At 66.2% G+C, this 24,579-nt stretch carries 20 protein-coding genes; 11 read left to right on the top strand and 9 right to left on the bottom strand.

The annotated features are described in order from the left end of the window. The first annotated feature begins 74 nt into the window (after window positions 1-74). From ASE39_RS18850 to ASE39_RS26925, 8 genes are all read left to right on the top strand, one after another. Window positions 75-1,241, top strand: coding sequence for a BMP family ABC transporter substrate-binding protein (locus ASE39_RS18850; protein ID WP_010461648.1), 1,167 nt, complete (start codon window positions 75-77; stop codon window positions 1,239-1,241). A gap of 98 nt (window positions 1,242-1,339) precedes the next feature. Then, window positions 1,340-2,320, top strand: coding sequence for an aromatic ring-hydroxylating dioxygenase subunit alpha (locus ASE39_RS18845; RefSeq protein WP_057272157.1), 981 nt, complete (start codon window positions 1,340-1,342; stop codon window positions 2,318-2,320). Continuing rightward, on the top strand, window positions 2,320-3,372 hold the full coding sequence (locus ASE39_RS18840) for an adenosine deaminase (RefSeq protein ID WP_057272156.1): 1,053 nt from the start codon (window positions 2,320-2,322) through the stop codon (window positions 3,370-3,372). Before ASE39_RS18845 ends, ASE39_RS18840 begins: the two co-directional genes overlap by 1 nt. A gap of 276 nt (window positions 3,373-3,648) precedes the next feature. Continuing rightward, entirely contained in the window at window positions 3,649-5,223 is a 1,575-nt protein-coding gene (locus ASE39_RS18835; protein WP_057272155.1) for a methyl-accepting chemotaxis protein, read from the top strand. A 117-nt stretch (window positions 5,224-5,340) separates the two neighbouring features. Beyond that, window positions 5,341-6,462, top strand: a complete 1,122-nt coding sequence (locus tag ASE39_RS18830; RefSeq protein WP_057272154.1) for a BMP family ABC transporter substrate-binding protein — start codon at window positions 5,341-5,343, stop codon at window positions 6,460-6,462. A gap of 108 nt (window positions 6,463-6,570) precedes the next feature. Beyond that, entirely contained in the window at window positions 6,571-7,869 is a 1,299-nt protein-coding gene (gene guaD, locus ASE39_RS18825) for a guanine deaminase (protein ID WP_057272153.1), read from the top strand. Between the two features lie 81 nt (window positions 7,870-7,950). Further along, on the top strand, window positions 7,951-8,523 hold the full coding sequence (gene dcd / locus ASE39_RS18820; RefSeq protein ID WP_010461637.1) for a dCTP deaminase: 573 nt from the start codon (window positions 7,951-7,953) through the stop codon (window positions 8,521-8,523). A 116-nt stretch (window positions 8,524-8,639) separates the two neighbouring features. After that, a complete protein-coding gene (locus tag ASE39_RS26925) occupies window positions 8,640-9,008 on the top strand; it encodes a hypothetical protein (RefSeq protein WP_057272320.1) in 369 nt (122 codons plus the stop codon). Window positions 9,009-9,079: 71 nt separating this feature from the next. Here the strand turns inward: ASE39_RS26925 and ASE39_RS18810 are convergent, their stop codons facing one another. The 3 genes from ASE39_RS18810 to pcp form a co-directional block, all read right to left on the bottom strand. Continuing rightward, entirely contained in the window at window positions 9,080-10,777 is a 1,698-nt protein-coding gene (locus tag ASE39_RS18810) for a diguanylate cyclase (protein WP_057272152.1), read from the bottom strand. Beyond that, window positions 10,774-11,757, bottom strand: a complete 984-nt coding sequence (locus ASE39_RS18805; RefSeq protein ID WP_199864306.1) for a delta(1)-pyrroline-2-carboxylate reductase family protein — start codon at window positions 11,755-11,757, stop codon at window positions 10,774-10,776. Before ASE39_RS18805 ends, ASE39_RS18810 begins: the two co-directional genes overlap by 4 nt. A gap of 67 nt (window positions 11,758-11,824) precedes the next feature. After that, window positions 11,825-12,502 (bottom strand): pyroglutamyl-peptidase I, encoded by a 678-nt coding sequence (gene pcp, locus ASE39_RS18800; RefSeq protein WP_057272318.1) that lies wholly within the window; start codon window positions 12,500-12,502, stop codon window positions 11,825-11,827. A gap of 148 nt (window positions 12,503-12,650) precedes the next feature. Between pcp and ASE39_RS18795 the strand changes: the two genes are divergently transcribed. From ASE39_RS18795 to ASE39_RS18785, 3 genes are all read left to right on the top strand, one after another. After that, a complete protein-coding gene (locus ASE39_RS18795; RefSeq protein ID WP_010461628.1) occupies window positions 12,651-13,523 on the top strand; it encodes a neutral zinc metallopeptidase in 873 nt (290 codons plus the stop codon). Window positions 13,524-13,691: 168 nt separating this feature from the next. Continuing rightward, window positions 13,692-15,827, top strand: coding sequence for a SulP family inorganic anion transporter (locus ASE39_RS18790; RefSeq protein WP_057228622.1), 2,136 nt, complete (start codon window positions 13,692-13,694; stop codon window positions 15,825-15,827). Window positions 15,828-15,990: 163 nt separating this feature from the next. Next, window positions 15,991-17,487 (top strand): DEAD/DEAH box helicase, encoded by a 1,497-nt coding sequence (locus ASE39_RS18785; protein ID WP_057272151.1) that lies wholly within the window; start codon window positions 15,991-15,993, stop codon window positions 17,485-17,487. Between the two features lie 81 nt (window positions 17,488-17,568). Here ASE39_RS18785 and ASE39_RS18780 read toward each other — a convergent pair whose 3' ends face one another. Genes ASE39_RS18780 through ASE39_RS18755 form a run of 6 tightly spaced genes read right to left on the bottom strand, consistent with a single transcriptional unit; the run spans window position 17,569 to window position 24,443 of the window. Beyond that, complete coding sequence (locus ASE39_RS18780) at window positions 17,569-18,210, bottom strand: nitrous oxide reductase accessory protein NosL (RefSeq protein ID WP_242421495.1); 642 nt, start codon at window positions 18,208-18,210, stop codon at window positions 17,569-17,571. A 19-nt stretch (window positions 18,211-18,229) separates the two neighbouring features. Then, entirely contained in the window at window positions 18,230-18,811 is a 582-nt protein-coding gene (locus ASE39_RS18775; protein ID WP_057272150.1) for a nitrous oxide reductase accessory protein NosL, read from the bottom strand. Beyond that, window positions 18,808-19,623 carry an ABC transporter permease subunit gene (locus ASE39_RS18770; protein ID WP_057228618.1) on the bottom strand — a complete coding sequence of 272 codons (816 nt, stop codon included), beginning with the start codon at window positions 19,621-19,623 and terminating at the stop codon, window positions 18,808-18,810. The genes ASE39_RS18775 and ASE39_RS18770 overlap by 4 nt, the downstream gene beginning before the upstream one ends. A 2-nt stretch (window positions 19,624-19,625) precedes the next feature. Beyond that, window positions 19,626-20,570, bottom strand: a complete 945-nt coding sequence (locus ASE39_RS18765; RefSeq protein ID WP_010461612.1) for an ABC transporter ATP-binding protein — start codon at window positions 20,568-20,570, stop codon at window positions 19,626-19,628. Then, complete coding sequence (locus ASE39_RS18760; protein ID WP_057272149.1) at window positions 20,545-21,822, bottom strand: nitrous oxide reductase family maturation protein NosD; 1,278 nt, start codon at window positions 21,820-21,822, stop codon at window positions 20,545-20,547. Before ASE39_RS18760 ends, ASE39_RS18765 begins: the two co-directional genes overlap by 26 nt. Further along, the gene (locus ASE39_RS18755; RefSeq protein WP_057272148.1) at window positions 21,822-24,443 is read right to left on the bottom strand and encodes a NosR/NirI family protein; all 2,622 of its coding nucleotides are present in this window, start codon (window positions 24,441-24,443) and stop codon (window positions 21,822-21,824) included. The genes ASE39_RS18760 and ASE39_RS18755 overlap by 1 nt, the downstream gene beginning before the upstream one ends. Window positions 24,444-24,579 lie beyond the last annotated feature (136 nt).

Raw genomic sequence — 24,579 nt, 5'->3', positions numbered from 1 at the left:
GGTAGATCGCCCCATAATTAATGTTTTCGTCCCGCAACCTTTGCAAGTCTTACCTCTTCAATAAGGAAACCGACATGACTGATCTGCAGAAACGCTCCATGCTCAAGGTGGCAGCGCTGTCCGCCGTGGCCGCAGCCGCCCTCGTGGGCTGTGGCAAGAAGGAAGAACCGGCACCCGCCCCTGCGCCTGCACCGGCCCCCGTGGTGGAAGCCCCGGCGCCCAAGCCCGAGCCACTGAAGATCGCTTTTGCCTATGTCGGCCCCGTGGGTGACGGTGGCTGGTCGTTCGCCCACGACAACGGTCGCAAGGCCATCGAGAAGGAATTTGGCGACAAGGTCGTCACGAGCTTCGTCGAAAGCGTGCCCGAATCGGCCGACGCCGAGCGCGTGCTGCGCGATCTGGCGGGCCAGGGCAACAAGCTGATCTTCGGCACCACCTTCGGCTACATGGAGTCGATGCTCAAGGTCGCGGAAGACAACAAGGGTGTGAAGTTCGAGCATGCCACCGGCTACAAGACCGCCGAAAACATGCGCACCTATGACAGCCGCACCTACGAAGGCGCCTACATGGCCGGTGTGATCGCCGGCGCCATGACCAAGTCCAACACGCTGGGCGTGGTCGGCTCGGTGCCAATCCCTGAAGTGATCCGCAACATCAACAGCTTCACGCTGGGTGCGCAGTCGGTCAACCCCAAGATCAAGACCAAGGTGGTGTGGGTGAACGAATGGTTCAGCCCACCGAAGGAAACCGAAGCGGCCACCTCGCTGATCAACGGCGGCGCCGACGTGCTGTTCCAGAACACCGACTCCCCTGCCGTGCTGAAGACGGCGCAAGAGAAGGGCAAACGCGCCTTCGGCTGGGATTCGGACATGACTGCCTACGGCCCCAAGGCCCACCTGGCATCGGCCATCATCAATTGGGGCCCCTACTACGTCAAGGCTACCAAGGACGCACTGGAAGGCAAGTGGGCCACGGGCCAAAGCTGGTGGGGTGTGAAGGAAGGTGCGATTGACATCGTCTCCATCGCCGAAGACGTGCCTGCCGACACCAAGGCCAAGGTCGAGTCCATCAAGAAGGGCCTGGCCGATGGCTCGTTCCAGATCTGGAAGGGCCCCATCGTGGGCCAGGACGGCAAGCCCGTGCTGGAAAAGGACGCAGTGGCCGATGACAAGTTCCTGGGGGGCGTGAACTTCTACGTCAAGGGCGTGGAAGGCAAGATCCCTGGCGGCGACAAGAAGTAAATCAACCAACCGGCCTGCGGCCTGGTTGGACACGGAGAGGGCCGCCTGCGGGTGGCCCTTTTTTCATGGGTGTGCTTTCTTTTTCGAGGAGCCGGAAGATGCTCGAACCGAGCCTGTGGCATCCGGTGGCTTTGGTGGGCGATGTGGCGCAGACACCCGTCGCCGTGCAGTTGCTGGAGCAACCGGTGGTGGTGTGGCGCGATGCTGCGGGCGTGGTGCAGGCATTTGCCGACCAGTGCCCGCACCGGGGTGCCCGGCTGTCGCTGGGCCGCGTGACGCCGGACGGCCGGTTGGAGTGCCCGTACCACGGCTGGCAGTTTGCGGCGGGGGGGCGATGCACCCAGGTGCCCGCATTGCCCACGTTTGTGCCTCCGCCTGCGCATTGCGCTCGGGCTTTTGTGGCCCGTGAGGCCTATGGCCTGGTATGGGTGTGCATGGATGGGGCGGGGACGGCGTTGCCCGTATTTGCGGCCGAAGACGACGCGCGCCTGCGCAAGCTCAACTGCGGACCCTACGACGTGGCGGCCAGTGCACCGCGCATCATCGAGAACTTTCTGGACATGTCGCACTTTGGCTTTGTGCACGAAGGCTGGCTGGGCAGCCGTGAAGCCACCGCCATCGACGACTACCGCGTGGAGCCAACGCCCACGGGCCTGCTGGCCACCGGCTGCAAGGCTTGGCAGCCCCAGTCCAATCTGCATTCGACCGCCCCGGCGCAGGTGGAGTACACCTACGAAGTCACGGCGCCCTATGCGGCTGTGCTGACCAAGGTGCCCGAGGCGGGCACCACGGCGGTGGATGGCTGGCGCGAGTCCATTGCGCTGTTCATCTGTCCGGTGACGCCGGTGCGCAGCCGCGTGTGGTTTCGCCTGGCCGTGGCAGATTTCGATTCGCCTGACGAAAAGCTGCAGGCCTTTCAGCACACCATCTTCACGCAGGACCAACCCGTGCTGGAGTCGCAGATGCCACAGTGCCTGCCGCTTGACCTGCGGGCGGAGTTGCATACCGCTGCCGACAAGGCATCATCTGCCTACCGCCGTTTTTTGCGCCAAAGCGGCATCACCTTTGGAGTCTGCTGATGTTTAAAGTGCCCCCCATTTCTGCCGAGCGCCTGCCCGGTCTGCTGCGCGCCATGCCCAAGGCCGAGCTGCACATCCATATCGAGGGCTCGCTGGAGCCCGAGCTGATCTTTGCCCTGGCACAGCGCAACGAGCTGGTGTTGCCCTATGCCAGCGTGGAAGACTTGCGCAGCGCCTACGCGTTCACCAGCCTGCAGAGTTTTCTGGACATCTACTACGCCGGTGCCAGCGTGCTGCTGCACGAGCAGGACTTTTATGACATGGCGCGCGCCTACCTGGGGCGCGCGGCGCGCGACAACGTGCTGCACGCCGAAATTTTCTTCGACCCGCAGACCCACACCGCACGCGGCGTTGCCATGGAGACGGTCATCAACGGCCTGTACCGGGCTTGTGAAGATGCACGCAGGGAACTGGGCATCAGTGCCACGCTGATCCTGTGTTTCCTGCGCCACCTCAGTGAGGAGTCTGCCTTCGAAACCCTGGAGCAGGCACAGCCGCTGCTCGACAAGATCGTTGGCGTGGGGCTGGATTCGAGTGAGTTGGGCCACCCGCCCGAAAAGTTTGCCCGCGTGTTTGCGCGCTGCCGCGAGCTGGGCCTGCATCTGGTGGCGCATGCGGGCGAGGAGGGCCCTCCTGCCTACATCTGGAGCGCGCTGGATGTCCTCAAGGTGGAGCGTATTGACCACGGGGTGCAGGCGGTGCATGACGCCGCCCTGATGCAGCGGCTGGCGCAGGACCGCATCGCACTCACCGTGTGCCCCTTGTCCAACCAGAAGCTGTGCGTGTTTCCCAATCTGGCGGACCACAATCTGGGCAAGCTGCTGGATGCAGGGCTGGCAGCCACGGTCAACTCGGACGACCCCGCCTACTTTGGCGGCTACCTCAACGAGAACTTCACCCAGGTGTTCGCCGCCACGGGCCTCACTGCGAAGCATGCCTACCAACTGGCGTTCAACAGCTTCGAGGCGAGTTTTGCGGGCAATGCCGACAAGCGGATCTGGGAACACAAGCTCAAAGAAACCTTTGAGCGGTGTGTGGAACACGACTATTGAGCGGGCCGCGCTGCGGCGCTGGCGGTGGGCGCCGGGCGCGGTGAGCCCTTAGCCCGGCTACGTTGAGGGTGTTGCTCTTCATGGGTGAGCGCGATGGCTTGGGGCTGCTGTCGCTGCCGGGTTGTCCAAGGTTTCGGGTAAACCCTTAAAATAATAAGTATTCATTCGAATAGCCTAGGGCCGTTGCCCCTGAGGCAAGTCTTCGCCACAGCCCCCTTGTCTTTTGCACCATCGCCCTGCGCGATGGCTGCCCTCACCCGTTTTCGGAGTCGTTCCATGTTTCTCAGTCGATTTTCCATTGGCAAGCGCCTGACCCTCGTGCTTGGCCTGATCCTGGCGCTGTTCTTTGCGAGCAGCGTGGTGGCCGTGGTCAAGTTGGGCCAATTGGGCAAAGAGATCAGTGCCATGGTCGACGACAACATCAAGACCGAGCGCGCTGGCTCTGACTGGCTGCGCCACACCACGTCCGGCGTGCAGCGCGCAGCCGCCATTGCCAAGAGCAGTGATGCCAGCCTGATTCCGTATTTCGCCCCTGCCACGGCAGCGTCGATCCGCGACACCAACGAACTTCAGAAGTTCATCGAGTCCAAGATGGACAGCGCGGAAAAGAAACAGTTGTTCGCCAAGGTGGGTGAGCTGCGCAAGGACTATCTTGCTGCCCGGGAAGAGGTGAGCAAGCTCAAGCAGGCCGGCGATGCAGAGAGTGCCAACAAGGTCTTTACCGAGCGGTTTGAACCCACTTCGCGCAGCTACCTGGCCGGTGTGCAGCAAATGGTGGATGGCCAGCGCGTCGAGCTGGATGCAGCTGGCAAGCGCAGCGAAGAACTGCGGGCCCAGACCACCTTGCTGCTGCAGATCTGCACCGGTGTTTCGCTGCTGCTGGGCGCCCTGCTGGCTTGGCTGCTGACCACCAGCATCACTCGCCCGCTGCGCCAGGCCGAGGCGATTGCCGAAGCCATTGCCGACATGGACCTGACCGGTGCGCCCCAGACCAGCTACGCCAACGACGAGACAGGTCACCTGTTGCGCGCGCTGGATGTCATGCGCAGCGCGCTGCACCGCTCGCTGCAGCAGGTGCGGGGTGTGGTGGACAGCATTTCCACGGCGAGCACGCAAATCGCCATGGGCAACCAGGACCTGAGCGCGCGCACCGAGCAGACGGCCAGCAGCCTGCAGGAGACCGCCAGTTCGATGGAGGAACTGACCAGCACCGTGCGCCAGAGCGCGGATTCCGCCGTGCAGGCCAACCAGCTGGCGGTGTCGGCCGCGCAGGTGGCGCAGCGCGGTGGCGAGGTGGTGGCCCAGGTGGTGACCACCATGGACGAGATCAACTCCAGCAGCAAGAAGATCGCCGACATCATCGGCACCATCGACGGCATCGCCTTCCAGACCAATATCCTGGCGCTCAATGCTGCGGTGGAAGCCGCCCGAGCGGGGGAGCAGGGGCGTGGTTTTGCCGTGGTGGCCAACGAGGTGCGCTCGCTGGCCCAACGATCGGCCAACGCCGCTAAGGAGATCAAGACGCTGATCGGTGTGTCGGTGGAAAAGGTCGAATCGGGCGCTGCGCTGGTGCAGAACGCCGGGACCACCATGGGGGAGATCGTCAGCTCCGTGCGCCGCGTGACCGACATCATTGGCGAAATCAGCGCGGCCGCCTCGGAGCAAAGCCTGGGCATTGGCCAGGTGAACGTGGCGGTGGCGCAGTTGGACCAGATGACGCAGCAGAACGCTGCGCTGGTGGAGGAGTCCACGGCCGCTGCCGAGAGCCTCAAGGACCAGGCGGCACGCCTGGCCGACGTGGTCGGAGCCTTCCGCCTGGGTGCGCCATCGAACACGCTGAGACTGCACTGAGCACAGCGCCAACGCTGGCGCTGGCGCAGACCCACTGAGTACAATACCGCCCTTGCAAAGGCTGCTGTCCCGGCAGCCTTTTGCTTTTCTGCCATCGGGACCATGTAGAGGACTACCATGTATAAAAACCTCGCCACCGCACTGCGTGCGGTCTGTGTGAGTGCGCTGTTTGGCGCCGTTTCCATCCCCACCGCTTTCTCCCAGCCAACGGCCGCAGCGCCCGGCACCGGGCCCGTCAAGGCCGGTTTCGTCTATGTTTCTCCCATCACCGAGGCGGGCTGGACGAAGCAGCACGACGATGGCCGCAAGGCCGTGGAGGCGGCCCTGGGCAAAGACGTCAAAACCACCTTTGTCGAGAACGTGGCCGAGGGCGCCGATGCCGAGCGCGTGATCCGCGACCTGGCTGCCACCGGCCACCAGATCATCTTCACGCCCAGCTTTGGCTACATGGAGCCCACGCTCAAGGTGGCGCAGGATTATCCGAATGTGAAATTCGAGTCCATCACGGGCTACAAGACCGCGCCCAACGTGGCCACGGCCAACGCGCGGTATTACGAGGGCCGCTATCTGGCCGGTATTGCCGCAGGGCGCATGAGCAAGACCGGCGTGGCTGGTTTCGTGGCGGGCTTTCCCATCCCTGAAGTGCTGCAGGGCATCAACGCATTCACGCTGGGCATGCGCTCGGTCAACCCGCAGGCCACCGTCAAAGTGGTGTGGCTCAACGTGTGGTTCGACCCACCCAAGGAGCGCGATGCGGCCATGGCGCTTTTCAACCAGGATGTGGACGTGATCGCGTTCCACACCGGCTCTACGGCCGTGATGGGGGCCGCACAGGAGCGGGGCAAAATGGCCGTGGCCTACCACTCGGACATGCGCCGCACCGGGCCGGATGCCCAGATCGTGGCCGTGACGCACCAGTGGGGCGGCTACTACACCGAACGTGTGCGCGCGGTGCAAAACGGCACCTGGAAGAGCGCCAACCTCTGGGGTGGCGTGCGGGAGGGTATGGTGCGCGTGGGTGACTTTGGCAGCAAGGTGCCCGTGGCCGTGCAGCGGGAGGTGCTGGCGGCGCAGAAGGCAATTGGCGCGGGCAAGCTGCAGCCGTTCCGCGCGGGCAAGGCCGCGGTGCGGGACAACGAAGGGCACGAGGTGATTGCCGCCGGCCAGGCGCTGGCCGATGCGCAGATCCTGCAGATGAACTGGCTGGTGGAGGGGGTGGTGGGCAAGCTGGCGCGTTGAGGGCTGGCTTGGCGTTGCCTCCGGGTGCTGGACTGCCGTGGCGCTGCCATAGTATTTATCTGCCCGGGCGTATGCCTGTAGCCCGTGGCCCCCGCTAAGCTAGCGCCCATGCCTGTATACCGTTCCGCCCTTTTGCGCTTTGCCGACGATGGCCGCGCCCTGTATGACGAAGATGGTTTGCTGGCCATAGGCCCGGATGCCCAGGGCCGCCAGCGGGTGCTGGCGGCAGGTTCGTGGCAGGCACTGGGCTCGCAGTATGCCGGCCAACCCGTCACGCAGCTTCCCGGCCGCATTCTGGCGCCGGGGTTTGTGGACATGCACATCCACTTTCCCCAGACCGATGTGATCGGTTCGCCCGCCGACGGCCTCTTGCCCTGGCTGGAGAACTACACCTTTCCCCATGAGTCGCGGTTTGTCGAATCCGGCTACAGCGAGCAGGTGGCCACGTTCTTCCTGGCTGAGCTGCTGCGCAATGGCGTGACGACGGCGCTGGCGTTTGCCACCTCGCACCCCACGTCGGTGGATGCGCTGTTTGGCGAGGCTCAGCGCCAGCAGATGCGCCTGATCACCGGCAAGGTGCTGCAGGACCGCCACTCACCCGACGGTGTGCGCGACGACACCGAACAAAGCCTCATCGATACCGAAGCGCTGATCCAGCGCTGGCATGGCGTGGACCGCCTGGGCTATGCGATCACGCCGCGTTTTGCGCCCACCAGCACGCCTGCGCAGCTGCGCGGAGCGGGCGAGCTGGCGGCGCGCTACCCCGATGTGTGGGTTCAGTCTCACGTGGCAGAGAACCTCGACGAGATCCGATGGGCTCGCGAGCTGTTTCCCGCCTCGCGCAGCTATCTGGGTGTGTATGACGACTTTGGCCTGATGCGCAACCGGGCGGTGTACGCGCATTGCATCCACTTCGATGATGACGACCGCGCCCTGATGCGCGACACCGGCGCGGTGGCCGCCGTCAGCCCCACCAGCAACCTGTTCCTGGGCAGCGGCTTTTTTGACTACGCGGGTGCTGACCGCGTGGGCTTTGGCTACGGGCTGGCGAGTGATGTGGGCGGCGGCACCAGCTTCAGCCCGTTCCACACCATGCTGGCGGCGTACTACGTGGGGCGCGAAGGGCAGAGCAAGCAGGGCCTGAGCCTGTCGCCCCAGCAGCTGTGGTGGCAACACACCGCAGGGGCGGCCAAGGCACTGGGCCTGGCCGGGGTGGTGGGCAATCTGCAGCCCGGCTGCGAGGCCGATTTTGTGGTGCTGAACCCGCAGGCGACGCCCCTGCTGGCGCGCAAGACTGGCCAGGCGCGCAGCCTTGATGAGCTTTTGTTTGCGCTGATCGTGCTGGGGGATGACCGTGTGGTGGAGCAAACCGTGATTTCTCAAGCAAAATACGGCTCCAGCGCTTGATCATCAAGCGCTACCAGCTACGTATTTAATAGCGCCCGGTGGTTTGCCAACCGCCTGGGCCACAGCGCAGGGAGTTCTGCTATGAGCATCAAGAGCGACAAATGGATCCGCCGCATGGCGGCCGAGCACGGAATGATCGAGCCCTTCGAGCCCGGCCAGGTGCGCGAGGCCGAGGGCAAGAAGATCATCAGCTATGGCACCAGCAGCTACGGCTACGACATTCGCTGCGCGCCCGAATTCAAGGTGTTCACCAACATCCATAGCACGGTGGTGGACCCGAAGAATTTCGATGAAAAGAGCTTTGTGGATTTCGAGGGCGACAGCTGCATCATCCCGCCCAACAGCTTTGCGCTGGCCCGCACGATGGAGTACTTCCGCATTCCGCGCAATGTGCTCACCATCTGCCTGGGCAAGAGTACCTATGCCCGCTGCGGCATCATCGTCAACGTCACCCCGTTCGAGCCCGAATGGGAAGGCTATGTGACGCTGGAGTTCTCCAACACCACGCCGCTGCCGGCCCGCATCTACGCGGGCGAGGGTTGTGCCCAGGTGCTGTTTTTCGAGAGCGACAAGGACGACGTGTGCGAGGTCAGCTACCGCGACCGGGGTGGCAAATACCAGGGCCAGGTGGGCGTCACCTTGCCCAAGGCGTGAGCACCGGCCCGGCTGCGTCCTACAGCGCCTCAGCCCGTTGGCTGAAATGCAAGCGCAGGTAAGGTTCTTAGCATGGTGTCATGCCACCGGGGGTTCCGGTGGCCCCGGAGTCCACCATGCTGACCTTTGCTGCGATGACTGCACCCGCCAAGGCCCGGGGTGCTGCGCTTCCTCTACATGCCCCTGGGGAGGCCACAGGCGACCTGGCTTCGGCCCACGGCGCATTGCACCCCGCCGCCGTGTCCCACGCCCACTATTGGCCCTGTGAGCTGCTCAACGCCTTCATCCTCAAGATGGCCGCCACGGGCCACTGCGTGAACACCGCCATGATGCTGGGACACCGGCCCTACGCGCTCGAACAGCTGGCCGTGGCGCGGGCCGTGCAGGACCACAGCCTGAATGCGCTGGCTTTGCGACTGCAGGCCTATTTTGACGCTGCGGCGCCTCAGGGCTGTGCCGTGGTGGCCGAGATCAGCGAGGTTTAGAGCCGGTTCTTGGCGCGGCTCCTGCACGCCGCTGGCCCTGGTGTGCGCTGACCGCCGTTCACGGACTGCGGTCACGCCTCCACGCAGACCCTGTTGCGGCCCTGGCCCTTGGCCTCGTAGAGCGCCGCATCGCCCCGGCGCAGGATGTCCATGCTGCTGTCTTGCAGGCCGCGCATGCTGGCCACACCAGCGCTCACGGTGATGCGTCCCACCACGGGGTCGAGCTGTTCGGCCATGGCTTCGACCAGCGCCTGAGCGATGGCCTGGGCGCCCACGAGGTCGGTGTCGGGCAACAGGGCCACAAATTCTTCTCCCCCCAGCCGTGCGATCACGTCCGAGTTCCGCAGCCGCATCTCCAGCGTGCGGGCCAGCCGGCGCAGCACCTCGTCCCCGGCTTCGTGGCCATAGGTGTCGTTCACGCGCTTGAAGTGGTCCACATCGACCGTGATCAGGCTCAAAGGCCTGCTGCTGCGCCGTGCCAGCGCCAGGGCAAACGCCATCTGCGTTTCGAAACCACGGCGGTTGAGCAGGCCGGTCAGTGCATCGGTGCGGGCCTGCAGGTCCAACGCGCGGTTGGCGGCCTCCAGTTCCAGCGTGCGCAGGCGCACTTTTTCCTCCATGGCTTCGTGGGATGCCAGAAGCCGGTGTGTCATGCGGCCCAGTGCCCTGGACAGTTTGCGCACTTCGCGGCTGCTGTGCGCCTGGGGAATGCGGGTGCCGGGCTTGTCGGCTTCCACGGCGCTGGCGGCATCTGCCAGTGCGTACAGGTCTTCGCTCAGGCGGCGTGCCGCCAGCCACGCCAGCGCCGAGGCCAGGAGTGCTGCAGTCAGTCCGATGACCAGCGCGGTGCGCACGGTGCGGTGGGCCTCGGCGAAAGCGAGTTCCACGGGCTCGCGGGCAACAATGCGCCACCCGAGGTCGCTGGCGCTGTTGCGTGCCTGCAGCGCGACGGTGGCCGTGAGGTAGCTGCGACCGTCCATCCACCGCGCCACGGTGGCCGGGCTCGCGGTACGGTCGGCAGTCGGCGGTCTGCCCAGCTCGACCGGCAGGCGCTGCCCGGCTTCCTGCAGGGCCCGGGTCTTGCCATCGGGGGCGTAGATCAGCGCATCCTTGTGGTCAAAGACGAACAGTTCCACGGCCTGGTCGTCGGTGCGCGGTGGGGTCAGGCTCTCCATGACCTCCCGGGTCCATTCCCAGCTGCCATGGATACCCACCACGCCAATGGTGGTCGGGCCCAGGCGGATGGGCGCTGCAAAGTCGACGAAACGGTAGGGCTCGCCCGAAGGTGGCGGGGCCAGTAGCTGCTCCAGCAGCTTGGCCGGGTGGATATCCCCCACATGCAGTTTTTGCAGGCCTTCCCTGAACCAAGGGCGCTCTGCAACGCTCTGGCCCACCAGCAGGCCGCCCGTGGCAGTGCGCACTATGCCCTGGGCATCGGCCACGCCGATCCACACGCTGTGGGGCTGGGTGGCCTGGCTGCGCGCCAGCATGTGGTGGGCTTCGGGGCTGTCGAGCCCTTTGGTCCAGACGGCCTCGGCGGCGGCCAGAACCTCGGCCTCGCGGCTGCGCTCCAGCAGGCCGTTGGCCAGCAGCTTGCCCGCGTTTTCGGCAATCACCTGCAGGGCGGACCCGGCATCGCGTTCGATGCGCAGCTTGAGCAGTTCGCCAAAGGCAAGCGACAGCAGCACCGCAAGGCCAACCACCAACGTGCCGAACACCAGCGCGATCTGCGAGCGCAGGCTGTGGTCCGAGAACCGGAGCGGTCTCATGGTGTGGCCTGTGGGGGTGGGGTGGGTTGCCCGGGCGGCGCCGCGCCCGTGCCCAGGCGCATCGCCAGGCGGGCGGCAGCCAGGTCCCAGCCTGCCCAGCCGCAGCTTTTGAACAGCACCGGCCCAGCGGGCGGGGCACGCTCGCCCTGCAGAACATCCCGCAGCGTGGGCAGCGTGCCCACGTCGAGACCCGCCTGCAGCAGATCGCCCGCCTCGTGGCGCGCATCTTCACTGTCCACCACGATATGCCCGTGCGCTGCCACATGGCGGCAGAAGGCGGGCGCCAGTTCCGCCATGGCCGGGGTGAAGGCCCCCACCGCTGCCACAAAGGCGTCCGGCCGTGGCGGGGCGCTCAGCACCACGCTGTGCGCCGGGGTGCACACAGCGATCAGCGGGCAATGTGGCAGGGCGGCGTCGGCATCTGCCACCGTGCGTGCCTGAACGCCCAGCGCGTGGGCCCGCCGGACCAGGGCCTCGGCGCCGGCTGCGCTGCGCGAGGCCACCCACACGTCGCGCACCCCCAGGCCCAGAACAAAGGCCTCCAGGTGGGCCAGGCCCTGCACGCCGGCACCCACGATGAGCAGCGGGCCCTGCCGATCCCGCGCAAGATGCCGCGCGGCCAGCAGCGACACAGCCGCCGTGCGCCGTGCGGTGATGGTGGGGCCGTCAAGTACCAGGCGGCGTTCGCCCGTGGCAACGTCAAACACCACGACATCGCCCTGGATTGCGGGGCGGCCGGTGCCCGTGTTGGCAGGGGTCAGCGTGATGAGCTTGGCCATGGCCACACGGCTGTCGTTGGCGGGCATGACAAACAGGTTGCCCCCCTGGGGCAGCGACAGCACTGTGCGGGCAGGCACCGAGACCGTGTTGTCCTGCAGCAAAGTTGCGATCTCGTCGGCCAGCGCATCCCACGGCAGACACGCCGCAGTGGCTGCAGCGTTCAGCGCACCCGGGGCCTGTGAAGAAGGGGTGATAGGCATTCGCCGACTTTACACAGCGGTGGCGGGGCGTGGGGAGCGGGCAAGCCCCGGGTACCGGGCGGTGTATTCAGTGCGTAGCACCTGCACCGAGGGCTATGTCGCTCTGGTGGAGCACAGCGGCCCACAGGGCGGCGTGGATGCCGCGCACCATGTCCCGCAGCGCCAGATGGGGCGTGCCTTGCCCGGGCAGCCAGGGCACGTGCACAAACCCGCCACGGGCGCCCGCCGGGCCCACACCTTGCGCCTGCAACATCTGCATCAGCCCGTACAGCACATGGTTGCAGACAAAGGTGCCCGCTGTTTGCGATACCTCGCAGGGCACACCAGCTTGCTGCACGGCACGTAGCATGGCTTTGAGGGGCAGGCTCGCAAAGTAGGCGGCAGGCCCGCCGGGCACCACCGGCGTGTCGATGGGCTGGGCACCTACATTGTCGGGAATGCGGGCGTCATTGATATTGATGCCCACCCTCTCCAGCGACAGCGCACTGCGCCCACCAGCCTGGCCCAGGCAGACGGTCAGCGCGGGCCGGTGGGCAATGGCCAATGCCCGCAGTTGATGCAGCGATTCGCCAAAGACGGTCGGCAGTTGCGCCGCCACCACGCGGTGGCCAGCGATGCGTTGTCCGTCCAGCGCCTCGGCGACCAGCCAGCTGGGGTTCAGGGCGTCGCCGCCAAAGGGGTCGAAGCCCGTGAGCAGGATCACCTTGTCGCCGGTGGGGGTGTAGTGGGAGGCATCGTGGAGCATGGGGCGGCCGAGGTTGGGGTCCATTGTGCAAATCCAAATCCGCCTGCGGGCACGGGCAGGCGGGCCATCGTAAACGGCCCACCAGGTTCCCGTGCCGCGTAACATGGCGGCCATGCCCTCCACACTGCGAGGGCGCTGGAGACACAGTATGAAATGGGAAGGCAATCGGGAATCGGACAATGTGGAAGACCGGCGCAGTGGTGGCGGCGGTTCGCCTGTTTTCGGGGGGCGCAACATTGGCATCGGCACCATCGTCATCGCCCTGGTGGGTGGATGGGTGCTGGGCATCAATCCGCTCACGATCCTGGGGCTGCTCAGCGGTGGGGGGCCGCCCGCACAGGTGCAGTCGCAAGGGCCGGCCCAGCGCCCGCCGGCCGACGACACCATGGCCCGCTTTGTCTCGACCGTGCTGGCCGATACCGAAGATGTGTGGCAGGCCGTGTTCCGCCAGGGCGGTGGCACCTACCAGGAGCCGCGCCTGGTGTTGTTTCGTGGCGCCACGCCCACGGCCTGTGGCACCGGGCAGGCGGCGATGGGCCCGTTCTACTGCCCGGCGGACCAGAAGGTCTACATCGACCTGGGCTTTTATGAAACCCTCAAGAACCGCCTGGGGGCGCCGGGCGACTTTGCCCAGGCCTATGTGATTGCCCATGAGGTGGGTCACCATGTGCAAAACCAGCTGGGCATCAGCGGCAAGGTGGACCAGATGCGCGGCCGTGTGGGCAAGGCGGAATACAACGCGCTCTCGGTGCGGCTGGAGCTGCAGGCGGATTGCTTTGCCGGGGTGTGGGCGCACCATGCGCAGAACGCGCGCAAGATCCTGGAGCAGGGTGATGTGGAAGAGGCCATGAACGCAGCGGCCAAGATCGGCGACGACGCCCTGCAGCGGTCCAGCGGCGGGGCCGTGGTGCCCGAAAGTTTTACCCACGGCACCAGCGCACAGCGGCAGCGCTGGTTCAACAACGGCCTGCAGAACGGCAGCGTCAAAGCCTGCGATACCTTCGCAGCGCGGAGTCTTTGAAACACCCCCCTGAGCCGCTTCGCGGCTTCCCCCCGCTCTCGCAACGCTGCGCGTTGCGGGCAGGGGGACGCAGCCAGCGCGGCGGGGCGGCCCTTGCGCGGCTGCCCGGGCATGGGCCACGCCGGTTTTGTGGGGTGTGGGTGACCTACGGCGCTATGGAGAACTGAGATGTCCCCTGCTGAGTCCCTGCAGCCTCTCCGGTCGCCGGGCATGGCCGCCGCGTGGTCGGCTGCGGCGGTCACGGTGCCCCACGCGGTGGGCCTGGGCCTGCTGGCCTTTGCGCCCCTGGCGGGCGAGCATTCCCTTGCCGCGTTGGCGTTGTGGTCGGCGGCCTTGCCGGGCCTGTTGCTGACGCTGGTGGTGCCGCGTGCGGGTGTCGTCTACGCCCCCACGACCGTGGTGGCGCTGCTGTTTGCGGCCGTGCTGGCCACCGCCCATGGTGCGGCCCCTGCGCTGGGCCTGAGTGCGCGCCAGGTGCTGGCCGTGAGCGGGGCCACGGTGGCCCTGGCGTTTGTTTTCCAGTGGCTGCTGGGTGTGCTGCGGCTGGCCTCGGTGGCGCGGTTCCTGCCCGTTTCGGTCACGCATGGCTTCGCGGCCGGGGTGGGGTTGTCGATGGTGGTGGGGCAGGTGCGCAACGGCTTCGGTGCGGGGGCCGACGCCCTGTGGGACGCCCGTACCGGCTGGCACCTGCTGGCGGCGGCGGCCGTGGTGGGGCTGGCCTGGGGGCTGCGCTGGCGCTGGCCCCGGATGCCGGGGCTGCTGTCGGCCGTGGTCCTGGTGGCGCTGGCCGTGGCGGTGGCGGGGCTGTGGGGTGGTGGGCTGGGGGATGTGTTCGCTGCCGCCGTGCAGCCCAGCCAGTTTGCCGGCCCGCTGTGGCCGGACTGGACGGGCGTTCCCTGGATGGCACTGGCGCAGCAGCACGGGTCGGACCTGGTGGTGCTGGCGCTGTTGATGGCGCTGGTCAACAGCCTTGAGATTCTGGTTTTCAACCAGGAACTGGAGCTGGACCATGGCCTGCGCAGCAACGCCAACCTGACCTTGCGCCGCGAGAGCCTGCTGGGCGTGTTGTGCGGGCTGGCGGGGATGATTCCCGCATCGACCAGTGCATCGCGCTCGCGCATCGTGCTGGCGCAGGCGGGCCCGTCTCGCGATGCACCGCGCTGGCATGCCGGCATCATGCTCGGCGTGGCGGTCACGGGCGCCTGGTGGCTGCACTGGGTGCCCATGGCCTGCCTGGCGGGTGGGCTGGTGCTGGCAGGGCTCATGCAGGTACCGGGCCTCATGTGGTCGCTGCGCTACGCGCAACGCTCGCGGGTGACCTGGGCGCAGAGCTGGCTGGTGGCGCTGGTGTTTGCCGTGATGGGCGGCGTGGGGGCTCTGGTGGCGGGTCTGGTGGTGGCCACCTTTGTGTTGCTGCACGACTCCGCCGCCAAGGTGCTGCGCCATGTGCGGCTGGATGGCGAACTGCGCTCACGCCGGCTGCGCCGGGCGGGGTCGGACACCTGGCTGGTGCCGCGCATGAACCAGGTGGCGGTGTTTGAGCTGCAGGGCGTGATGTCGTTCGGCGTGGCGGCCCATCTGGCCGAGCAGGTGCGTTTGCTGCTGCAGCCGCGCCACCGCTGGGTGATTCTGGATGCGGGCCGCGTGCCCGCCTGGGACAGCACGGCATTGGCGCAGTTGCGAGCGCTGGTGCGCGACCTGGGCCAGCAGGGCATTGCTGCTGCCGTGGCGGCGCTTGACCCGATGGCCGCCGAGCATGCGGGCGACCACGTGCGCGCCTTTGCCGACCTGGACCGTGCCTTGGAGTGGGCCGAGGCCGGCATCCTCTCGCAGCGCCCCATTGAGCAACGCCCCGCCCGGCCAGAAAGGGACCTGCTCGGTGAGATTGGCGAGGGCGTGCCCCGGGCGGCGGCCGAGGCCCTGATGGCCGTGCTGGAACCCCTGGCCGTGCCACCCCACGGGGTGGTGTTCCGGGCGGGTGACACCGACCACGACCTGCTGGTGGTGAAGTCGGGCCACGTCACGCTGGTGACCCAGTGGCCGCCCGACAAGGGGCTGCGCCTGGCCACGGTCGGGCCGGGCATGGCGTTTGGCGAGATGGCGTTCCTCAACGGCGCTGCGCGCAGCGCCTGTGCGGGTTCTGAACGGGGGTCTGCGCACTTGGTCCGCCTGTCGCGGGCGCACTTTGATGCCTGGGCCCGGCAATACCCCGAGGCGGCGCTCACGGTGATGAATAACCTCGCCCAGATCGGGGCGAGGCGCCTGGCCGTGACCACACGCCAATTGCGGGCTGTGCTGGAGTAAGTTTTGCATAAAAATTGCACCTGGCGCTTGATGGGTAAGCGCTGATAGCTATAAAAATAATAGTTTCTGGTGGAAGTGTGTTGGTCAAAAAGACGCGCCATGTACCACGCCCAAACTGCAAAAAATCGCTTTTTGGGCCACCGGTGCGACAATAGAGGGCTAAATGACAAGTTCCTTTTCCAATCTATCGCTGGCTGAACCGCTCGCGCGCGCCGTAGCCGAAATGGGCTACGAGTCCATGACGCCCATCCAGGAGCAGGCCATTCCGGTGGTGCTCACAGGGCAAGACGTGATGGGCGCAGCCCAGACGGGCACCGGCAAGACGGCGGCTTTCTCGCTGCCTCTGCTGCAACGCCTGCTCAAGCACGAAAGCAGCTCCACATCCCCGGCCCGCCACCCCGTGCGTGCCCTGGTGCTGTTGCCCACGCGGGAGCTGGCCGACCAGGTCGCCCAGCAGATCGCGCTGTACGCCAAGTACACCAAGCTGCGCAGCACCGTGGTGTTTGGCGGCATGGACATGAAGCCCCAGACCATCGAGCTGAAAAAAGGCGTCGAAGTGCTGGTGGCCACCCCAGGCCGGTTGCTGGACCACATCGAAGCCAAGAACGCGGTGCTCAACCAGGTCGAGTACGTGGTGCTCGACGAGGCCGACCGCATGCTGGACATCGGTTTTCTGCCCGATCTGCAGCGCATCCTGAGCTACCTGCCCAAGCAGCGCACCACGCTCTTGTTCAGTGCCACGTTTTCGCCCGAGATCAAGCGCCTGGCCAGCAGCTACCTGCAAAACCCCATCACCATCGAGGTGGCCCGCCCGAACGAAACGGCCTCCACGGTGGAGCAGCGCTTCTACAGCGCCAACGATGACGACAAGCGCCGTGCCATCCACCAGGTGCTCAAGACCCGGGGTTTGAAGCAGGCGTTCATCTTCGTGAACAGCAAGCTCGGTTGTGCACGCCTGGCGCGCAGCCTGGAGCGTGAGGGCCTCAAGACCACCGCGCTGCATGGCGACAAGAGCCAGGACGAGCGCCTGAAGGCGCTCGAGGCCTTCAAGAGCGGCGAGGTCGATCTGCTGGTGTGTACCGATGTGGCCGCGCGTGGCCTCGACATCAAGGACGTTCCGGCCGTGTTCAACTTCGACGTGCCGTTCAACGCCGAAGACTATGTGCACCGCATCGGCCGCACGGGCCGTGCGGGCGCGTCGGGCCTGGCGGTCACGCTGGTGTCGGGCAGCGATGCCCGCCTGGTGGCCGACATCGAGAAGCTGATCAAGAAGAAGATCGAACTCGAAGCCATCGAATACGAAGAAGACCAGCCCCGTGGCCGCATCAACGACGGCCGCCGCGCCTGGCGCGAAGCCGGCGAGACGGGCGATGGACGCGATGCCATCTCGGCGGCCCCGCGCCGCGAACGTGAACGCGAACACCGTGGTGGCCGCGAATCCCGCGAGCCGCGTGAACAGCACCGTGGCTTCCGCCCGGCCGTTGCCTCGCGCGATCCCTTCTTTGAGAAACCGTATGAGGCCAGCGCCGCTGCAGATGCAGCGCCTGCCTGGGAGTCTGCCAAGTCTGCACAACGCAGCAGCATCTCCGCCAACATCAAACCCAAGCGCAAGGTGGCCGCACTGTTCAAGGCCGCCCAGCCAGAAACCTCGGTGCAATAGTCAAAATCAGGCCTTTTCAGGCCTGTAGCGCTTGATGGATAAGCGCTGATAGCTATATTTTTGGTAGCAATTGAATCACCCTCAGCCTGAATGCTGACGGTGGTCGGCCCGGAGGTTCGGGGCCAGCCCGCGCAGCAGGGGTGCGTCGATGGCGCCGAAGGGCACGGACCGCCCCCCACGCTGCTGCGCAAACCGCTGCGCAGCCTCCGCATCGGCAAAGGCGGGCAGGTTGCCCGCCCGCATCGGCCCCATGGCCGAAGACCCTGTCACATACACCGCCTCCTGCGCGTTCAGCCAAACACCCGTACCGGTATCGGTCACATACCGGGCCACGATGGCTTCGGCCGTGCGGCCCCGCGTGTAGTGGCCCACGTTGCCCAGGTACAGCATGAGGCTGAGCGGCGAGTCGAAAAAGTAGGCGTCCCCGTCCGCAAAAATGACCTGCGCCGCCCACGCCCGTGCGCGTGCCGGGTACATGCCACACACCGGGCAGCGCGCGTCGGCGGGCACCTCGCGCGCAGCGGCCAGGGGCTGGCCCAGTGCAGGGTCGTAGGGCGTGGGTGGCGCCACCACACACACATCGTCGCCAATCCCCTCCAGGGCCGCGTTGCCGGAGGGGCGGGGCGGGGTGTGCTGGGGCCATTGCCATGCCACCAGGCCTGCCGGGCCCAGCAGCAGGGCTGCGAGCGCGGTGCGCCGGGTGGTGGTGTGTGGGCGGGGCATCAGCGCGGGCATGGGTTGCTTACATCCGCGTGTCGTGCAGTGCCCCGCCGCTCAGGTCCACCATGGCGGGCGTGATCTCGGCAAAGCGCAGCACCTTGCCGCCGTATTCGGCGGCGAACTTCTTCGCGTCGGCCTCTTGCGCAAAGCTGCCGATGGTGGGGCCCATGGAGCCGTGGCGCTTGCCGCCCACCACGTAGAGGGCAGTCTTGCCTTCGATCCAGTGGCCCTGTGGTGTATTCCAGTCGGCTTTGCCCATGTCCTGCACATACACGGCCTGCACGGCGCGCACCTGCTCGCCGGCCAGCAGGGTGCTGAACAGCTCCACCGTGTCGCAAAAGAACGAGGGCTTGTCCTGCCCCGCGAAACGCACCTGCGCCTTGGGGCCGGGGTAGTCGGCCAGCAGCATGCCGTCGAGTTCGCAGCTGGTGGTGCGGTCGATCTCCACGGGTTTCAGGGACTGCGCGCTGTTGTCCGCCTGGCTGCAGCCGGTCAGGCCCGTGAGGCCGGTGAGCGTGCCCAGCGATGTGAGGGCCGCCCAGCCCAGCAGTTGGCGCCGTGTGGCGCACGCGCATTGGTATTGGTTGTGGGATTTTTTCGTCATGGCTTGAATCTCCAGCTCGCCAGGCCCAGGGGCACCACGATCCAGCCCGCCATCACCGCGCCCATCAGCCATGGCTTGGCCAGGGCAGGGGGTACGATGCTGGTCAGGCCGTACAGGGTACGCACGTCGTCGAGCGAGAACACGTTGAGGATGCGGAAAACGTCGGCCGGGTTGAGCAGTAGCAGGTAGGCCATGGCCTCGCCGCCCACACTGCCGCCCGTGGCCACCAGGGCGCCCAGCAGCAGCAGGTCAAACACCAGCACAAAAAAGAACCAGGCGGCAATCGCCAGGCCCGAGGCGCGTGTGCGCTCGTGCGTGAGCACCGAGAGCAGCACCGCCATGCTCAGGAACGCCAGCCCCAGCAGCACCGAGCTGAGCATGAAGCCGCCGTAGTGGAACAGCGCAGCCCCGCTGAACTGCCGGACCAGCAACACCGCCACCAGGCCAAACCCCGCCAGCGTCGAGAGCGTGAGCGCCGCCGCCAGCCCCAGGTACTTGCCCAGCAGCAGCTCCAGCCGCGTGATGGGCAATGACAGCAGCAGATCGAGCGAGCCGCGCTCGCGCTCGCCCACGATGGCGTCAAAGCCCAGCAGCAGCGCGATCAGCGGGATGAGGTAGATCACCAGGCTGACCAGGCTGGCGATGGTGAACTCGATGGAGCGAAAACCCACCGTGCCCTGCTGTGCGCCGCCAAAGTAGGCGATGGCCAGCGAGAACACGGTGAACACGAGCGCCACGGCCAGCACCCAGCGGTTGCGCATGCGGTCGCGGAACTCTTTGCCCGCGATGGTGAAGATTTGTTGGAATTCCATGGCTAGCCCTTGCGCAGGTCGAAGTACACATCCTCAAGCGAGGGTTCCTGGATCTGCAGGTCCTGCAGCGCGGTGCCCAGCGGTGCCAGCGCACCCAGCACGGCCATCTTGCTGCCGCGCGGGCAGTCCACATGCAGGCCTTCCGGCGTTTCCGTCCCGGTGACGCCGGGCACGGCAGAGAGCAGCCCCAGCGCGGCAGGCCGGTCGGCCGCGGCCAGCGTGAGGTGGATGGTCAGCGGCATGTGCGCCTGCTCGCGCAGTGCCTGCACGCTGCCCAGGGCCTGCAGCTTGCCGGAGGCCAGGATGGCCAGGCGGTCCACGCGCTCCTGCAGTTCGGCCAGGATGTGCGAGGTGATGACGATGGTCACGCCACCCGCCTGCAGCTCGCGCAGTGTGGCGTAGAAGTCACGGATGGCCTGCGGGTCCAGGCCGTTGGTGGGCTCGTCGAGCAGCAGCACCTGGGGCTCGCCCAGCAGGGCCTGTGCAAACCCCAGGCGCTGGCGCATGCCCTTGGAGTATTCGCGCACGGCGCGGTTGCCCGCGTGGGCCAGGCCCACGCGTTCCAGCAGCGCGGGGCATTGCGTGAGGGGCGCACCCTTGAGGCGGGCAAAAAAGCGCAGTGTCTCCAGCCCGTTCAGGTTGTCGTAGAGCACCACGTTCTCGGGCAGGTAGCCCAGGTGGCGGCGGGCGGCACGAAAATCGCGGCCCTGCACCGTGGCCCCGCCCACCCGGATCTCGCCCGAGGTGGCGGGTGTGAGGCCCAGGATCATCTTGAACAGCGTGCTCTTGCCCGCGCCGTTGTGGCCGATGAGGCCAAAGATCTCGCCGCGCGCGATGCGCAGGTCGATGCCGTCCACGGCGTGCAGTGCGCCGTAGTGCTTGTGCGCGCCCCGCACCTCGATGGCGGGGGGCTCGCTCAGGTCAATGGGGGGAGGGTTGCGTGTCACGCTGAAAATTCCGTTGGGGTTGGTTCGGTTGCATGCGGGGCTTGGGGTCCACCACGGTGGGCACGCGCAGCACCGGAAACTGCTGGCCCACCAGGCGCAGTGCCTGCACGGCAGGGCTGGCCAGCAGCAGCTTGATGGCGGGGTGGCGCCAGGTCAGGCGGTCCACCATGTCGTTGGCCTCGTAGGGCACGTCGCCCACGCCGTTGCCGTCGCGGTCCCAGCCCAGGTAGTTGCTCCAGTGGTTTCCGCCTTCGGTGCCCCAGCGCTCGTCGCGGGCGCCCACATAGCGCACCTGCTCGCGGTTGCCGATGAAGTCGTTGCCTTCAACCTTGTTGCGGGTGGAGCCTGCGGACAGGTGCACGCCCACGGTGTTGCGTGTGACGAGGTTGCCGCGCAGGGTGACGTACTCCACGTCGTAGATGAAGAAGCCCCGGTTGTTCTCGGCCACCACGTTGTTCTCGATCACCGAGTCCTGCATGGTGCGCAGCATGATGCCGTGGTCGCTGTTGCCCCACGCGCGGTTGTTGCGCACCACCTGGTCGCGCACTTCCATCAGCGCCAGGCCGCCCCGGTTGTAGTAGGTGTCGTTGTCTTCCCACAGGTTGTAGTAGGAGTTCATGTAGTGCGTTCCGTAGCGGCTGTGGTGCAGCCGGTTGCCGCGAAAGACCGCGTGGTGCGAAACGTCCACATACAGCGCGTCGCGCACAAAGCTGATGTGGTTGCCCTCGATGCGCGCGCCCGTGGTGTTGTACAGCTGCACCCCGTTGCCACGCTGCGACGAGCCCACGTCGCGCAGGCCGGTGATGGTGTTGTGCAGCACTTGCACGTCGTTGGCCTTCTCGATCCACAGGCCGAACAGGTTATAGGTGAGGTCGTTGTGGCGGACCACGGCGCGGTGCGCGCCAGGGAAGATGTAGATGCCCGCGTTCTGGTCCTTGAGGCTGGTGCCCGAGTCGCGCACGATCAGGCCTTCGATCACCACGTCGGGCGCGGTGACGCGGATGGTGTCGCCCGCCTGGCTGCCGCTGAGCGTGGGGCGGTCGATGCCGCGCAGGGTCAGGGCCTTGTCGATGCGCAGGTTCACGCGGTAAAAGCCCCGCTGCACCTCCACCGTGTCGCCCGGCGCGGCGGCCGTGATGGTGGCCTGCAGGTCCTGCCCCGGGCGAACCTGCACGGTGGCAGCTGCGGCAGGAAGCGCGGTCCACAGTGCCAGGGCCGTGGCAACCGCAGCGAGTGCAAGGGGGGACTTCATCACGCCAGTCCCACCACGGCCTTGATGGCCAGGAAGAGTGCTGCGCCGATCAGCAGGTTCTTGAAGCCCACATAGCTCAGCATGTCCATCACGCCCGCCCGGCGGTACTGGTCGCGCCACCAGGGGCCGTCCTTCACATAGCGCTTGCCTGACAGGCGGATCAGCACCTCGTACACGCTCCAGCCAAACCACCAGCCGATGATGGCGCCCGAAGACAATGTGCCCAGGGCTGTCATCACCCAGGCCACGCTGGCTGCCACGGCGAGCGAGAAGCCCGCGATCTGCAGCGCGCGCCGCGACGCCCAGCCTTCGCGGCTCCAGGGCCACAGGTGGTCCACCAGCTCCAGCCAGATCCAGCGCAGGCCTTGGCTTCCAGCCTTGTGGGCGGGGTGTGCAGGCGTTGTGGGCATGCGTGGGTCGGGCCCCTTGGCGGCCTTGGCCGAAATCTGGTCCTGCACCGTGGCTGGGTGGATCGGGATGAAATAGCCGTTCTTGCCGATGGGCGTGATTTCCAGACCATCTTTCTCGCGGCGCTTGCGTTCCTTGGCCAGGGGCGGGCAGCCCTTGGTGTCGGTGTAGAGAATCATGCAGTCCAGGCAGTGCAGGCATTCGCGGTGGTCGATGCGGCCATCGGCGTCAATCGCCTGTGCACCGCAGCCCACGGCGCAGGCCTTGCAGCTGTTGCAGTCCTGCTTGCGCTTGAGGCCAAACCAGCGGAACGTGCTGGGCATGGCCAGCGAGGCGCCCAGTGGGCAGATGTATTTGCAATAGGGCCGCTCAATGAAGATCGAAACGCCCAGGATGGCCGCCACAAACAGGCTGTAGGGCCAGGCGCGGTTCAGCACACCGACGAGAAAGGTGGTCTTGAACGGCTCCACCTCGGCCAGCTTCTCAGCCAGTCCCATCGAGAACATCGAAACCACCAGCAACCCGAAGAACACCGCGTACTTGATCCACTTGAGCCGGTCGTGCCACTTTTGCGGCAGCTGGGTCTGAAAGCGTTTGAGGCCCAGGGCGCGTGCGATCTTGTAGATGCCCTCCTGCAGCGAGCCGAACGGGCACATCCAGCCGCAGAACAGCCCGCGCCCGAACAGGAACACGGTGACGATGATGAAGATCCAGAACAGGAAGATGAACGGGTCGGACAGGAACAGCGACCAGGTCCACTGGAACAGCAGCGAATGGAACCAGGTCAGCACCTGCGTGATGGAGGGCTGCGCCATGGCGCCAAAACCGATCCAGCCGATGCTGAGTGCCCAGAAGCTGTACTTGAAGCCGTTGACCGGCCACTTGTTCTTGTGGGTGGACAGGCGGGTGAGCTTTTCGCGCAGGGCGTAGACCACGCTCACGGCGACCAGCAGCAGTGCGAACAGTGCAATCTCCAGCGCACGCGACTTCCACACGCGCACCCAGGGGGCGTCGGGCTCGTTGATGGTGGGACGCCCGCCTTGCAGCATGGCGGCGGGCAGCCAGTAGGGCGTGTCAAAGCTGGTGAAGCTGCGCGTGCCCGTGGCACGGTCCACGCGGTTGCCCAGAAAGCTCAGCTTCCACGGATAGGCGGCCGAGAAGGCGGGTGAGCGGATGATGAAGATGACCGATTCGTTGTAGCTGGGTGCGCCTGCGGCCTCGATGCCATACAGGTTGAGCGCGTCCAGGTCGCGGAAGGTGAATGAATCCGCCCCCTGGCGCACTTGCACACGGTCGTAGATGCCGCCGCGCACAAAGCCCGACCCCTTGAACGATTCCTTGCCGCCGGTGCGGATGATGAAGAAGGCGTGTTCGCCCTCCTTGAGCTGCAGGCGCAGGTTGTTCCAGCCGTTGTCGCCCAGCACGCTTTTGCCAATGTCGGGGTGGTTCAGGTCGCCAAACCACAGCTCGATGAACGGGTCGGGGCCCTTGTCCAGGCCCACCTGTTCGGGCAGCACCCGCAGGCGCTGCACAGTGCCTTGTTGCACCAGCTCGGCCCAGCTCAGGCGCCTGCCGGTTTCGGCATAGCGTGCGGGCTCGCGCACCGTGGGTGCGAGGATGCCCACCTGCCGCGCCACGGCCGAGCCCGAGGCCATCATGACCTGGTTCTGCGCGATGACGGTGACGGTGGCGCCCGAGATGGCGTCGAGACCCAGCACGTTTTCATCAGGGCGCGACTGGCCCACCTCGATCTTGTCGGCCACCGACTTGCCCAGGTACTGGGCGTTGAACTTCAGCAGCGCAGATTCAGGGATGCCCAGCAGCAGGATGGGCTCGGAATGCTTGAGCACCTTCACGCCCACAAAGCGGCCTTGCGTGTCCATGCCGATCAGCGTGACCACGGGTTTGCCGGAGTAAGCGGGGGTGTCTGTGATGTCGGTGGACAGCATCACATAGCCCAGCAGCTTCTTTTGCGCGCTGTCGTTGTCGTAAGCCTCTACGTAGGGCGGCTGGCCCTTGCGTTCAGAGAAATGGCTGGCGCCGGGAAACACGTCCTTGCACGGCACCAGCGCGCACATGTCGCGCGCGGTAGAGAGTTCCGCAGGCAGTTCGGCCTCGTAGGCGCCTGCCGCAGCATGCGCGCGCGGCGCCAGCCAAAGTGCTGCCAACAAGACCAGAAGAAGCGTGGCGAACTTCCGACGGAGGGAAATCATGGGACTATCTTTTTGATAGCTGCTAGCGCTTATTCATCAAGCGCTAGCGGCCAATATGATGCGAAGTGGAGCGCAGTCGTCGCAACTGGCGCGCCCCAGGCCAGGGATGCAGAGCAAGGGCCGCCCCGCAGCGAGT

Source organism: Acidovorax sp. Root267 (assembly GCF_001429215.1).
Taxonomy (GTDB): Bacteria; Pseudomonadota; Gammaproteobacteria; order Burkholderiales; family Burkholderiaceae_C; genus Acidovorax; species Acidovorax radicis.
The sequence above is the reverse complement of the archived record's forward strand: the minus strand, read 5'-3'. Positions and strand labels throughout refer to the sequence as shown.

What these genes read in the sequence shown, in the direction of transcription:
- ASE39_RS18850 (WP_010461648.1), top strand. Translation starts at nt 75, where the DNA reads ATGACTGATCTGCAGAAACGCTCCATGCTCAAGGTGGCAGCGCTGTCC.
- ASE39_RS18845 (WP_057272157.1), top strand. Translation starts at nt 1,340, where the DNA reads ATGCTCGAACCGAGCCTGTGGCATCCGGTGGCTTTGGTGGGCGATGTG.
- ASE39_RS18840 (WP_057272156.1), top strand. Translation starts at nt 2,320, where the DNA reads ATGTTTAAAGTGCCCCCCATTTCTGCCGAGCGCCTGCCCGGTCTGCTG.
- ASE39_RS18835 (WP_057272155.1), top strand. Translation starts at nt 3,649, where the DNA reads ATGTTTCTCAGTCGATTTTCCATTGGCAAGCGCCTGACCCTCGTGCTT.
- ASE39_RS18830 (WP_057272154.1), top strand. Translation starts at nt 5,341, where the DNA reads ATGTATAAAAACCTCGCCACCGCACTGCGTGCGGTCTGTGTGAGTGCG.
- guaD (WP_057272153.1), top strand. Translation starts at nt 6,571, where the DNA reads ATGCCTGTATACCGTTCCGCCCTTTTGCGCTTTGCCGACGATGGCCGC.
- dcd (WP_010461637.1), top strand. Translation starts at nt 7,951, where the DNA reads ATGAGCATCAAGAGCGACAAATGGATCCGCCGCATGGCGGCCGAGCAC.
- ASE39_RS26925 (WP_057272320.1), top strand. Translation starts at nt 8,640, where the DNA reads ATGCTGACCTTTGCTGCGATGACTGCACCCGCCAAGGCCCGGGGTGCT.
- ASE39_RS18810 (WP_057272152.1), bottom strand. Translation starts at nt 10,777, where the DNA reads ATGAGACCGCTCCGGTTCTCGGACCACAGCCTGCGCTCGCAGATCGCG.
- ASE39_RS18805 (WP_199864306.1), bottom strand. Translation starts at nt 11,757, where the DNA reads ATGCCTATCACCCCTTCTTCACAGGCCCCGGGTGCGCTGAACGCTGCA.
- pcp (WP_057272318.1), bottom strand. Translation starts at nt 12,502, where the DNA reads ATGCTCCACGATGCCTCCCACTACACCCCCACCGGCGACAAGGTGATC.
- ASE39_RS18795 (WP_010461628.1), top strand. Translation starts at nt 12,651, where the DNA reads ATGAAATGGGAAGGCAATCGGGAATCGGACAATGTGGAAGACCGGCGC.
- ASE39_RS18790 (WP_057228622.1), top strand. Translation starts at nt 13,692, where the DNA reads ATGTCCCCTGCTGAGTCCCTGCAGCCTCTCCGGTCGCCGGGCATGGCC.
- ASE39_RS18785 (WP_057272151.1), top strand. Translation starts at nt 15,991, where the DNA reads ATGACAAGTTCCTTTTCCAATCTATCGCTGGCTGAACCGCTCGCGCGC.
- ASE39_RS18780 (WP_242421495.1), bottom strand. Translation starts at nt 18,210, where the DNA reads ATGCCCCGCCCACACACCACCACCCGGCGCACCGCGCTCGCAGCCCTG.
- ASE39_RS18775 (WP_057272150.1), bottom strand. Translation starts at nt 18,811, where the DNA reads ATGACGAAAAAATCCCACAACCAATACCAATGCGCGTGCGCCACACGG.
- ASE39_RS18770 (WP_057228618.1), bottom strand. Translation starts at nt 19,623, where the DNA reads ATGGAATTCCAACAAATCTTCACCATCGCGGGCAAAGAGTTCCGCGAC.
- ASE39_RS18760 (WP_057272149.1), bottom strand. Translation starts at nt 21,822, where the DNA reads ATGAAGTCCCCCCTTGCACTCGCTGCGGTTGCCACGGCCCTGGCACTG.
- ASE39_RS18755 (WP_057272148.1), bottom strand. Translation starts at nt 24,443, where the DNA reads ATGATTTCCCTCCGTCGGAAGTTCGCCACGCTTCTTCTGGTCTTGTTG.